General features: G+C 77.2%; 9 protein-coding genes. 8 read left to right on the forward strand and 1 reads right to left on the reverse strand.

Annotated elements, in window-relative coordinates; translation table 11 throughout:
- From E2B92_RS15780 to E2B92_RS15790, 3 genes are all read left to right on the forward strand, one after another.
- A partial coding sequence (locus tag E2B92_RS15780; RefSeq protein WP_200840166.1) for a PP2C family protein-serine/threonine phosphatase occupies positions 1-1,227 on the forward strand: 1,227 nt, incomplete at its 5' end.
- A gap of 82 nt (positions 1,228-1,309) precedes the next feature.
- Positions 1,310-2,677 (forward strand): vWA domain-containing protein, encoded by a 1,368-nt coding sequence (locus tag E2B92_RS15785; protein ID WP_126884055.1) that lies wholly within the window; start codon positions 1,310-1,312, stop codon positions 2,675-2,677.
- Between the two features lie 52 nt (positions 2,678-2,729).
- Positions 2,730-4,079, forward strand: a complete 1,350-nt coding sequence (locus tag E2B92_RS15790) for an FHA domain-containing protein (protein ID WP_133087569.1) — start codon at positions 2,730-2,732, stop codon at positions 4,077-4,079.
- Here the strand turns inward: E2B92_RS15790 and E2B92_RS15795 are convergent.
- A complete protein-coding gene (locus E2B92_RS15795) occupies positions 4,076-5,113 on the reverse strand; it encodes a methyltransferase domain-containing protein (RefSeq protein WP_126889033.1) in 1,038 nt (345 codons plus the stop codon). The genes E2B92_RS15790 and E2B92_RS15795 overlap by 4 nt on opposite strands.
- 112 nt (positions 5,114-5,225) lie before the next feature.
- Here E2B92_RS15795 and E2B92_RS15800 point away from each other — a divergent pair, with 112 nt between their 5' ends.
- The 5 genes from E2B92_RS15800 to E2B92_RS15820 all read left to right on the forward strand — a co-directional run bounded on the left by E2B92_RS15800 (position 5,226) and on the right by E2B92_RS15820 (position 12,447).
- Positions 5,226-5,630: a globin gene (locus E2B92_RS15800; protein WP_126889034.1), complete on the forward strand. Its 405-nt coding sequence runs from the start codon at positions 5,226-5,228 to the stop codon at positions 5,628-5,630.
- A 162-nt stretch (positions 5,631-5,792) separates the two neighbouring features.
- On the forward strand, positions 5,793-6,140 hold the full coding sequence (locus E2B92_RS15805; RefSeq protein WP_126889035.1) for a hypothetical protein: 348 nt from the start codon (positions 5,793-5,795) through the stop codon (positions 6,138-6,140).
- Positions 6,113-6,847, forward strand: a complete 735-nt coding sequence (locus tag E2B92_RS15810) for an ABC transporter ATP-binding protein (protein ID WP_235023843.1) — start codon at positions 6,113-6,115, stop codon at positions 6,845-6,847. Before E2B92_RS15805 ends, E2B92_RS15810 begins: the two co-directional genes overlap by 28 nt.
- Positions 6,844-9,060, forward strand: a complete 2,217-nt coding sequence (locus E2B92_RS32670; RefSeq protein WP_160159756.1) for a hypothetical protein — start codon at positions 6,844-6,846, stop codon at positions 9,058-9,060. Before E2B92_RS15810 ends, E2B92_RS32670 begins: the two co-directional genes overlap by 4 nt.
- A 186-nt stretch (positions 9,061-9,246) precedes the next feature.
- Positions 9,247-12,447 (forward strand): FtsX-like permease family protein, encoded by a 3,201-nt coding sequence (locus E2B92_RS15820; protein WP_133087570.1) that lies wholly within the window; start codon positions 9,247-9,249, stop codon positions 12,445-12,447.

The following is a 12,447-nucleotide window of genomic DNA, read 5'->3' on the forward strand; positions in this document are numbered from 1 at the left end:
ACGAGCGCGCCGGGCACGCCGTACGCCGCCGGGGCGCCGGAACCGCCCGGCGAGCCGGACCCGGCCGCCGCACCGGGCAGGGCCTCCGCACCGGGCAGGGCCTCCGCACCGGACCCGGTCGGGGCGCCGGACCCGGTCGGGGCGCCGGACCCGGTCGCCGCACCCGACACGCCCGCCCCGCCGGACGCGGCGTCCGCGCCCGGCGGGGTGGCACCGCCGGAGGTGGCGCCCGCGGCGGGCGACCCGGGCGTGCCCGACCCCCGGGCGGGCGGGCACGCGCCTGCTCCGGCCGCCGGCGCCCGGGTGTGCGTGGCGTGCCGGGCCGGGCACGTGGACCCGGACGGGTACTGCGAGAACTGCGGGCACGCCCAGCCGCGCGAACGCGACCACATGGAGGAGGAGCTCGGCGCGGTCGCCGCCGTGAGCGACCGGGGGCTGCGCCACCACCGCAACGAGGACGCGTTCGCCGTGTCGTCCACCGCCCTGCCGGACGGTTCGCCGGCCGTCGTCGCGATCGTCTGCGACGGGGTGTCGTCGGCGACCCGCCCCGACGAGGCGTCGGCGGCCGCCGCGGCCGCCGCCAACGAGTCACTGCTGGCGTCCCTCCCGCGCGGTACGCACCCGCAGGCGGCGATGCACGAGGCGATCGTGGCCGCCTCCGAGGCGGTCAACGCCCTGGCGGACGGCGGGGGTCAGGACGCGGGCGCCATGGAGCACGACCCGCACCGCCACCAGAACGCCCCGGCCTGCACGCTCGTGGGCGCGGTGGTCGCCGGCGGCCTGCTGGTGGTCGGATGGGTCGGCGACAGCCGGGCCTACTGGGTGCCGGACGACCGCGGCGGCCCGCCCGCCCGGCTCACCGAGGACGACTCCTGGGCCGCGCAGATGGTGGCGGCGGGCCTGATGAACGAGGCCGAGGCGTACGCGGACGAGCGCGCCCACGCCATCACCGGCTGGCTGGGGGCCGACGCGTACGAACTGGAGCCGCACACCGCCGCGTTCAAACCGGACCGGCCCGGTGTCGTCGTGGTGTGCACCGACGGCCTGTGGAACTACGCGGAGGGCGCCGAGGACATGGCGCGGGTCGTGCCGCCCGACGCGGCCGCCCGGCCGCTGCACGGCGCCCAGGTCCTCGTGGGGCACGCCCTCGACGGCGGGGGCCACGACAACGTAACAGTGGCCGTCATGCCGTTCGCCGTGGCGCCCCGGGGGGCAGGATCGGCCTGACCGTTTCGTCCGACGACCAACCCCCCATCCGCTTCTGTCCGTTGCGTGTGTGCCGGAGCCCGAGTCCCCAGGAGCCGATCAGATGGCGAACTTCTCCAAGTCGAACGTGCCGCAGTTCTCGGTGGACGTGTACCAGAACGAGTACCTGCCGGAGGGCGGGCGCGAGGTCAACGCGATCGTCACGGTCACCTCGACGGGAGGCGGCACCACCGGAGGGGCGCCGCTGGCCGGGGCGGCGGTCTCGCCCTCGTCCATACCGGGACAGGCGCCGGCCGCGGCCGTCGTCGTCATGGTCGACTGCTCCGGCTCCATGGAGTACCCGCCGACGAAGATGCGCAACGCCCGCGACGCCACGGCCGCCGCGATCGACACGCTGCGCGACGGCGTCGCCTTCGCGGTGGTCGCCGGCACCCACGTCGCCGCCGAGGTGTACCCCGGGGGCGGCCGGCTGGCCACCGCCGACGCGCGCACCCGCGCCGAGGCGAAGGATGCGCTGCGCAGGCTGAGCGCGGGCGGCGGCACCGCGATCGGTACGTGGCTGACGCTCGCCGACCGGCTGCTGGCCTCCGCCGACGTGCCGATCCGGCACGGCATCCTGCTCACCGACGGCCGCAACGAGCACGAGACGCCGGCCGACCTGCGGGCGGCCCTCGACGCCTGCGCCGGCCGCTTCACGTGTGACGCCCGGGGCGTGGGGACCGACTGGGAGGTGAAGGAGGTCACCGGGATCGCGTCGGCGCTGCTGGGCACGGCCGACATCGTCGCCGATCCGGCGGGCCTCGCCGCGGACTTCACGCGGATGATGGAGAACGCGATGGGCAAGGAGGTCGCCGACGTCAGCCTGCGCCTGTGGACCCCGGTCGGGGTGGAGATCGTCTTCGTCAAGCAGGTGGCGCCGACGGTGGAGGAGCTGACGGACCGGCGTACGGAGGCGGGGCCCCGGTCCGGGGACTATCCGACCGGCTCGTGGGGCGACGAGTCCCGGGACTACCACGTGTGCGTCCGGGTGCCGGAGGCCGGGATCGGCCAGGAGATGCTCGCGGCCCGTGTCTCGCTCGTCCTGCCCGACGCGGCCGGCGGCACGCCCCAGACCCTGTCGCAGGGCCTGGTACGGGCGGTGTGGACGGACGACATGGCGGCCTCCACCTCCATCAACCCCCAGGTCGCGCACTACACGGGACAGGCCGAACTGGCACAGGTCATCCAACAGGGGCTGGATGCTCGCAAGTCGGGCGATTTCGATGGAGCGACGGCGAAACTCGGCCGTGCCGTGCAGCTCGCGGCCGCCTCCGGGAACGCGGACACCGCGAAACTCCTTTCGAAGGTGGTGGACGTGGTCGACGCGGCGACAGGTACTGTGCGACTGAAGGCGAAGGTCGCGGAAGCGGACGAGATGACACTCGAGACCCGCTCCACCAAGACGGTTCGCGTGAAGAACGTCACGACATAGGTCACGATCTGCTCGGCCCGCGGGCCGGTTGAGGAGAGGGGGAAGCGCCGACATGCCGACCTGCCCGAACGGACACCAGTCGGGTTCCGACGACTGGTGCGAGGTCTGCGGCCACCGCATGACCGGGGCGGGCGCGCCTGCGGGTGCCGTTCCGCCGCCGCCTCCCCCGCCGCCGCCCGCGTACGGCTACCCCGGCCCGTCCGGTCCGGGCGGCCCCGGCGGTCCGGGTGCGCCGGGCGGCCCCGGCGCTCCCGGCGGCTTCACGGGCGGCGACCCCAACGCCACCGCCCAGGCGGAGCTGTGCCCGCAGTGCCGTACTCCGCGCGAGGCCATGGCGCCGTTCTGCGAGGAGTGCCGGTGGAACTTCCTCACCAACACGGCGACCTCGTACACCCCTGTCGCACCGCCCCCCGCCCCCGGCGGCCAGGCCCGTCCGGGCGGCCCCGGAGGTCCCGGTGGCCCGCCGCCCGGGCTGAACCTGCCGCCCGGGTTCCAGTCCCAGCCGCCGTCGCCCCCGCAGGCGCCGCGTCCGCCGGACCCGTACGAGTACCAGGGCTCCCGCCCCTCGCAGATGAACCGCCCGGCCGAGCCGCTGCCGCACGAGCCGTCCACGCCCCAGCGGCCCCCGCAGGGCGCGCCGCAGGGCCCGCCGCCGGTTCCCCAGGCGTTCCAGCAGCCGTCCGGCCCGCCGCGGCCCCCGCAGGCGTTCCAGCAGCCGGGTCCGCCGCCCCCGCCGCAGCCGACCGGCACGGGCGGGGACGACTGGATGCTGCCGCCGCCCGCGCAGCCCCAGGCGCCCCACCAGCCGGCCCCGCAGCCCCAGGCGCCCGAGGCACCGCAGCCGCACGCACCGCAGCCGCAGGCCCCCCAGCACCACGCACCCCAGGCACCGTCGCACGCCTCCCAGCCGCCGCACGCCTCCCAGCCGCCGCAGCATCACGCGCCCCAGCAGCACGCGCCGCAGGCACCGCAGCAGCCGCAGGCACCGCAGGGGTCCGCGGGGTGGACGGCGGTCGTCGCGCCCGACCGGGCGTACTTCATGGCGATGATGCAGCGCAGCGGCCCCGAGGCCGCGGGCCTCAACCTGCCCGCGTACTCCCCCGAGCAGCGGCTGCCGCTGTCCGGCAACCAGATCAGCATCGGCCGCCGGCGGCACTCCACGGGCGAGTCCCCCGACATCGACCTGTCCGTGCCGCCGGAGGACCCGGGCGTCTCGCACCAGCACGCCGTGCTGGTGCAGCAGCCGGACGGCTCCTGGGCGGTCGTCGACCAGAACTCCACCAACGGCACCACGCTCAACGGCGGCGAGGACCCGATCCAGCCCTACGTCCCCGTCCCGCTCAAGGACGGTGACCGGGTCCACGTGGGCGCCTGGACGACGATCACGATCCTCCGGGGCTAGCCCCGCGCCCCCAGGGGCCAGGCGTACGGCCCCTCGGGGTCGTCCAGCCAGGCCCACTGGTGCTCACCGCTGACCGTCACGCCGAAACGTTCCCGCGCGGGGCGTCGCTCGCGCTGCCAAAGCGAGTACGCCTCGTGCGGGTCCAGGCTGCCGGCGGTCAGCGTCAGCAGGAAGCGGAACAGCTCGTTGTCGGTCGCCCGCCGGGGCAGGCCGCCCGTGTGCACCACCGGCGCGGGCGGGGTGGCGCCCCGCAGCGGGACGAAGAACGCGGACGTGCGCAGGAAGCGGCCCTCCGCGTGCCCGGCGTCCCGCACCCGCAGCCGGACGAGCCCCGTGGACAGCGGCGCCAGGATGCGCGCCCCCGGGCGGCACTGCGCCGGCCACGCGGGCGGTACGGAGGAGACGGCGCAGGTCGCGACGACCGCGTCGAACGGGGCCCGCCCGGGGCACCCGCGCGCACCGTCGCCGGTGACCACGGCGGGGTGGTACCCGGCCGCCGCCAGGTGGGCGCGGGCCGCCTCCGTGATGTCCTCGTCCAGGTCGACGGTGGTCACCCGGTCGTCGCCCAGCCGGTGCGACAGGAGCGCCGCGTTGTACCCGGTCCCGGCGCCGATCTCCAGGACGGCGTCCCCGTCGCGCAGCTCCAGCGCGTGCAGCATTCCGGCCATCAGGGACGGCTGGCTCGCCGACGAGACCAGGTCCCCGTCCCGTACCCGGGTGGCGAGCGGCCGGTCCAGGTAGGCGCCCTCCAGCCAGCGCCTGCGCCGGTCGGGGTCGGCATCCTCGCACCACAACCGCTCGTATCCCCCCTCCCCCGAGCTCTCGGCTGCGCTCGAACAGGGGGCAGCCCCACCCCCTGTGTAGAAGTACGGCACGAACAGGTGCCGGGGCACCTCCTCGAACGCGGCCCGCCAGGCGGGGTCCTGGAGGTCGCCGCCCGCGGCGATCTCCCGTACCAGCTCGCGCCGTGCCGCCGCGGCGGCCTCGGCGAAGGGGTCCTCCGGCCGCGGCGGACGCTCTCCGTGTGTGCGCATACCTCCACCATGCTGCGCACGGGGGCCGCAGGCGAGTGGCCCGGAAGCCGTGGGAGGCCCGGGCGGGACCGGGCCCGGGGTTGCCGGCCGGGGCGTCTGAGACGATGGAGTCGTGAATGAGATCCCGCGCGGCACGCTTCAGGAGCAGACCTTCTACGAGCAGGTCGGCGGCGAGCCGACCTTCCGGCGCCTCGTCCACCGCTTCTACCAGGGGGTTGCCCAGGACCCGCTGCTGCGGCCGATGTACCCGGAGGAGGACCTGGGACCGGCCGAGGAGCGGCTGGTGCTGTTCCTGATGCAGTACTGGGGCGGTCCCCGCACCTACAGCGACAACCGCGGCCACCCCCGCCTGCGGATGCGGCACGCGCCCTTCACCGTGGACCGGGCGGCCCACGACGCCTGGCTGACGCACATGCGGGCGGCGGTCGACGAGCTCGGCCTGTCCGAGGAGCACGAGCGGACGCTCTGGAACTACCTGACGTACGCCGCCGCGTCGATGGTGAACACCCCGGACTGAGCCGCCTCACCCTCCGTGACCGGGAAGTGACAGAAAAGGTTCCGGCCAACTCTGCAACGCCCCGTCCCCACGACCACCTCCGACCCCCTAAGTTCACAGCCGCAACAGATCGAACGGGCATCCGCAGCGGGCGGGTGCCCCTCGTCTTACGGAGGTGCAAAGGTGCGACGGAGGACCATACGGGCGGGTGCCGTGGCGATCGCGACGACGGCGGCGCTGCTCGGCGCCGGTACCGCCTTCGGTGACACCTTCTACGTCTACGAGGGCGAGGACTTCGGCTACATCGGCAGGGACCACAAGTTCGCCGGGGTCTGCGACCGCGAGTACGACGGCTTCAACGTCTACGTCAACTTCCGCCGGACCACGCCGGACACCGTGGTGCGGATGGAGGAGACCAACGGCTACTGCAGGACCTCCACGACCGGGACGTACTCGGTCTACACCATGCAGACGTGCGAGAACCGCCCACTGGTGACGGACGCGTGCTCCGCCTGGAAGAGGCACCCCTGACCGTGGCGCCGGCACCGACCCTGACCGTCTCCGGACTGACCTGCGAGCTCGGCGGCCGCACCCTGCTGCGGAACGCCGCGATGACCGCCCACCCCGGCGAGTCCGTCGCCGTCACCGGCCCCAGCGGCAGCGGCAAGTCGACCCTGCTGTCCTGCCTCGCCGGACTGCACCGCCCCCGCACCGGAAGCGTGCGGGTGTGCGGGACCGACATCGCCGCGCTGCGGCCCGCCAAGGCCGCCGCATGGCGGCTGAACACCCTCGGCTTCGTCTACCAGTTCGGCGAGCTGCTGCCGGAGCTGAGCGCGCTGGAGAACGCCGCTCTGCCGCTGCTGATCGCCGGGAAGGGCCGGCGGGAGGCGTACGGGAGGGCCGGGCGGCTGCTGCGCGAGCTGGGCGTCGGCAAGGTGGCCGACTCCCCCGCGGGCGTGCTGTCCGGCGGCGAGCGCCAGCGGGTCGCGGTGGCCCGCGCGCTGTCGACCCGGCCGCCGGTGGTCCTCGCCGACGAGCCGACCGGCGCGCTCGACGAGCACGCCACGGACGACGTCTGCGCGCTGCTGTTCGGGCTGCCCGTCCAGTACGGCTGCACGCTGGTGGTCGTCACGCACAACCCCGTCGTCGCCTTCTACGCCGACCGGCAACTGACCCTGCGGGACGGCACGCTGCACGACGCCACCGGCACCACCGGCACCGCGGTGGCCGGCCCGTGAGGCGCGCCCGGCGCCGTGGCGCGACCGCCCACCTGCTCGCCGTCGGCCGCCGCGCCTCGGCCGGCGCGGCCGGCCGGCGGGACCCCCGGCTGACCCTGCAGGCCCTGTCCCTGGTGCTCGCCGCGGCGGCGGCGGCGCTGCTGGTGTGGTGCGTGCAGGCGGTCCACGCCGTGCACGAGGCGCGGGAGGCGCGCGTGACGGCCCGGCTGCCGGTGCCGGTCATGCCCCCGGACGCCCGGCCTGCCGCCTGGTGGACGCAGAGCGACGACAGTTGGCGGGAGTGGACCTTCTCGGTGGTCCACCTGGAACCCGCCGCCCCGTCCGCGCCGCTGCCGCCCGGGCTGCCCCGCTGGCCGCGGCCGGGCGAGGCGTTCGTGTCGCCGGCCCTGCTCGACGTGATGCCGGCGGCCGCCACCCGGTTCGGCAGGCTGGCGGGCACGGTCGCGGAGGAGGGACTGGCCGACGCGGGCGAGCTGTTCGTGTACGTCCGCCCGCCGGCCGGCGTCACGATCAAGGGGCACGAGACGACGCTGGGGATCACCGGGTTCGGGGCGGAGCGGCCGGCCGGCCCGCCCTCCTTCGTCAGCCAGTCGTTCGACCGGCCGGAGAGCGACCTGTACTGGCTGCTGGTCCCCCAGCTCGGGCTGCCCGCCGCCGTGCTGCTGGCCGTGTCCTCGCGGCTCGGGGCCCGGCAGCGGGACGGACGGCTGGCGGTGCTGTACGCGATCGGCGGCGGGCGTTCCGTGCGGGCGAGGATCGCGGCCGGGGAGTGCCTGCGCCCGCTGGCGGCCGGCACGGTCCTCGCGGGCGTACCACTGGTGGCGGCCACGCTGACCGGCATACGGCTGCCGCTGACCGGTTACGCGGTGTCGGCCGCCGATCTGGCGCCGCTGCGCTGGCAGTTCCCGCTCGCGCTCGCGGGGGTGTGGGCGGCGCTGTGCCTGCTGTTCGCCGCGCTGCACCTGCGGGTGCGCCCCGCCGGGTCCGGGCGGCCCCGGCCGGCGCGGCCGCTGCCGTCCGCGTGGCCGGGCACGGTGAGCGCGGTGGGCGGCCTGGCCGTGGTGTCCGGGGCGGCGGCGGGCGGGGCGATGGGCATCCGGCTCTTCGTCCTGGGCACGACCCTGACGCTGATCGGCCTGCCGCCGCTGCTGGGACGGGCGGCCGCCCGGGTGTCCGTCCGGCTGACCCGGCAGGGCACGGGCAACCCGGCACGGCTGGTCGGCGGGCGGTGGGCGGCCGCCCATCCCACGGTGATCGCCCGGGCGGGCGCGGCCCTCGTGGTGATGCTGGGCCTGGTCGCCCAGGCCGTGGTGATGGTCACCGACCTGACGAGCGAGGCGCGTCACGCCACCGTGCTCGGCGAGCGGCTGGACGACCGGCTCCTGGAGGTCTACAGCGCGCCCGCCGGGGCGGCGGCGCACGCGCGGTTCACGGCCGCGCTGGGCCCGGGCGACCGGGTGCTGCGCGTGGTGCCGGGCGACGGCGCGTCCGGCACCGGCCCGCCCGTGCTGCGCGGCGACTGCCGGGACCTCGCGGCGCTGGGTGCCATGCGAACCTGCCCGCGCGACCGGGCCGTCCCGGTGCACGACGTCTTCTCCGAGCGCACCCCCCGTACGGAGGCCCTGCGCTGGATGAGTTTCGGCCTGGTCCACGTCCAGGCGGCCTCCTCACGGGCGCAACTGCTGCGGGAACAGGGGCCGTTCGTCGTCCTGACGAGCGGGCCGGAGGGACGCGAGCGGGCTGAGCGGGCCGCCCGGGCGACGCTGCCGCTGCCGCACGTGGGGGTCCCCGGGGACACCAGCGTCATCGGCGCCCAGGCCCGGGCGCGGCAGGCGGACTGGGTGGTGCTCGTGGCGGCCGTCGGGTTCCTGCTGCTGGCGCTCGCCGGGGCGGCCGGGCTGCTGCACGCGTTCCTCGACCGGGCGGACGAGCTGCGGGCGCTGGCCGGGTACACCTCGGGCGCGGGGTTCCACCTGCGGGTCGCCTGGTGGGGGATGGGGGTGCCGATGGCCTGCTCACTGGGCCTGGCCGCGCTGTTCGCGGGGGTGCTGGCGGCGGTGAACGTCGGTTTCCTCTCCCCGTCCGCGAGTTCGCCGCTCGGGCTGCTCGGCGGCGCGCTGGCGCTGGCCGCCCTGGTGTGCGGGGCGGCGACCGTGCTGGGCGGGTGGCTGGGTGCCCGGTTCACACACCGGTGGGTGCCGCGCGGCGACTGAGGGCCGCGCGCACGGGGGCGGGCGCCGCCGCCGGGGTGACGGGCGCGGGGCGGGGCACACCCACGTGCGGCCCCGCCGGACGACGGTCACGATCCCGTCAACATCCGCGTGCAAGCGGTTACTCCGGCACATGCCGTCTGCAAGTATCCGGGGAACGATCAGGCGTTCGACGGCGCGGGGGGCTGTGTGACCGGTTTCGTGCTCCTGCGCGTCCGCGCGCACCGGTTACTCCTGGCCGCCGCCCTCCTCGCCGTCCTGCTGACCACGTCCGTGCTGGCCGCGCTGACCGCGTTCGCGGGCTCCGTCGGCGACGCCGCCCTCCGCCACACCCTGCACGGCCGCGCCGCCTCCGCCGCCTCGCTGGTGGTCACCGCCCATGTCCCGCCGGAGCGGCGGGAAGCGGCCGACCAGGCCGCCCGGGAGGGGGCGCGCCGGACGTTCGCCGGGCTGCCCGTGACCGTACGGCGGATGGAGCGCTCCGGTTCGTACGCCCTGCCGCGCGCGCTCCGGCAGCCGGGCGCCCGCGCGGGTGAGCCCGACCTGACCCACTTCGCCGCCCTGGACCGCTCACGCCTCCGCCTGCTCCGGGGGACGTGGCCCGCCTCCGGCGCAGACGTCGAGGCCGCCCTGCCCGAGGCCGCCGCCCAGCGGCTGGGGCTCGCACCGGGCAACCGGCTCACCGTCACCGACCGGCTCGGCGGAGAGCCCGTCACGGTGCGCGTCACCGGCGTGTACCGGCCGGCCGACCCGGCCGACCCCTACTGGCGGCTGGACTCCCTCGGCGGGCGTGGTGTCCGCACCGTCGTCTTCACCACCTACGGTCCGCTGCTCACCGACCCGTCGGTGCTGCGTTCCGGCCGGGTCACCACCGACGAGACGTCCTGGCTGGCCTCCGCCGACTTCGGCACTCTCACCACCGGGGGTATCGGCGCCCTGCGCGAGGCGGCCAGGTCCCGTCCCGCCGCCCTCGCCGCCGACCCCGCGTTCGGCGGCGCGGCGACCGCCCGTACGTCCCTGCCCGCCGTCCTCGGCGACAGCGAGCGGGCACTGCTGGTGGCCCGCACGACCCTGATGATCGTGGCCGTCCAGCTCGTGCTGCTGGCGGCGTACACGCTGCTGCTGGTCGCCCGGCTGCTGCGGACGGAACGGGCGGGCGAGACGGAGCTGTTGCGGGCCCGGGGCGGTTCGGCGCGGCGGATCGCCGGTCTCGCGGCGCTGGAGGCGCTGCTGCTGGCCGGGCCCGCCGCGGTGGTCGCGCCGCTGCTGGCCGGGCCGCTGACCCGGCTCCTGTCCGGCGGCGGTGCGCTCGACGGGATCGGGCTGCGGCCCGGGGGCGCCCCGGCCGGTCCGGTGTGGCTGGTCGCCGCCGGGGTGGCGGCGGCGTGCGCGGCCGCCGTGGTGGCCCCGGCGCTGATGGCCGCCGCCGGCCCGGTGCGGTCGGCGCGGGGGCGGGCGGGCGCACTGCCGGCGCCGGTGCGGGCGGGGGCCGACGTCGGGCTGCTGGTGGTCGCGGCGGTGGCGTACTGGCGGCTGGACCGGCACACGGCGTCCCCGGCGGCCGGCGCGGGCGTCGACCCCCTGCTGGTGGCGGCTCCCGCGCTGGCGCTGCTGGCCGGTACCGTGCTGACGCTGCGGCTGCTGCCGCCCGCCGCCCGGCTGGCGGAGCGGCGCGCGGCGGGCGGGCGCGGGCTCGGGGTGGCGCTGGCGGGCTGGCAGTTCAGCAGGCGGCCGCTGCGCGGGGCGGGCCCGGTGCTGCTGCTGGTGCTGGCGGTGGCGACGGGCATGCCGGCGATCGGTCAGAGCGCCTCGTGGGACCGGTCGCAGCGCGACCAGGCGGACTTCGCGACGGGCGCGTCCGTGCGGGTGCTGGACGACCGCACCGGTGATCCGGGCCGGGCGGGGGCGTACGGGCGGCTGCCCGGGGTGCGGGACGCGGCGCCCGCCCACCGGGCGGTGACGGAGCTGCCGGGCGACCGGTCGGCTACCGTCCTGGCGCTGGACACCTCCCGCGTACGTGAGGGCCTGCTGCTGCGCCGCGACCTGGCGGACGTACCGCCCGGCCGGCTCCTCGCCCGCCTCGCCCCGCCGCGCCGGGAGCGGCCCGGGGTGCCCCTGCCGGACGGCACCGTCCGGCTGCGGCTCACCACCCGGGTGACCGGCGCGGGCGCCCGCGTCGACGCCGCCGTGACGGTGGAGGACCGGCACGGCCTGGCCTACCGGCTGCCGCTGGACCGGAACGGCACCGCCGACCTGGGCGCGGCCTCCGGCGGCCCCGCCGGTCCGGTGGCCCTGACCGGGGTGGAGCTGTCCGGCCCGCTGCCCCACCGGCGGGGCGAGCGGCACCGGTTCGTGCTGGAGCGGCTGGTCGCCGTCACCGCCGCCGGCGCCGAACGCCCGGTACCGGCGGCCGCGTTCGGCGCCTGGCGCGGGCGGCTGACCACCAGCGAGAACCCCGCGGGGACCGCCCCGGTCACGGTCGCCTCCGGGGCCCGGGCGCCGCTGACCCTGGCGTACGGCACCGGCGCCACACCGGTCGACCCCCGTTTCGACCCGCAGCACTTCACCGTCCTCGCCGGCCCGCCCCCGCCGCCCCGCGCGGACGCGGTACCGGCCGTCGCCACCGATGCCTTCCTGGCCGCCTCCGGGGCGCGGCGCGGCCAGAGCCTGGACGTGACGCTGGCGGGCCGCCAGGTGCGGGTGACCGTCGTCGGCACCGTACGGGACCTGCCGACCACCCCGGCGGAGCCGGGCGGCGGGGCCCTGCTGGTGGACCTGGCGGCGGTCGGCCGCACCGGGCTCGCCCTGGCGCCCACCGAGTGGTGGCTCGCGCCCGCCCCCGGCCGGACCGCCGGCGTGGCGGCCGCGCTGCGGGCCGAGCCCGACCGGGATCCGGCGCAGGTGCTCGTACGCGACGAGGTGGCCGGTGAGCTGCTGCGCGACCCGCTGGGCGCGGGACCGCGCTCGGCGCTGACGGCGGTGGCGGTGGCCGCGGCGGCCCTGGCGGCGGTGGGCTTCGCGGTGAGCGCGGCCGGGACGCTGCGGGAGCGGGCGGCCGAGTTCGGTGTGCTGCGGGCGCTGGGCGCGCCGCGCCGCCGCCTTGCCCGGCTCCTGGCGGCCGAGCAGGGACTGCTCGTCGGCATCGTGCTGCTGGTGGGCCTCGCCCTCGGCACCGTACTGACCCGGGCCGTCGTGCCGCTGGTGGTGCTGACCGGCCGGGCGGCCCGGCCCGTGCCGGGCGTCCTGGTCGAACTGCCGCCGGAACGGGTGGCGCTGCTGCTGGCCGCCGTGGCGGCGCTGCCGCTGCTGACGGTGGCCGCGATCGCGCTGCGCCGCCACGACCCGGCCGTGGCGCCGCGGCACCGGGCGCCTTTCCGGGGAGGCGACTGA

It is taken from the genome of Streptomyces sp. WAC05374 (assembly GCF_004353505.1).
Taxonomy (GTDB): domain Bacteria; phylum Actinomycetota; class Actinomycetes; order Streptomycetales; family Streptomycetaceae; genus Streptomyces.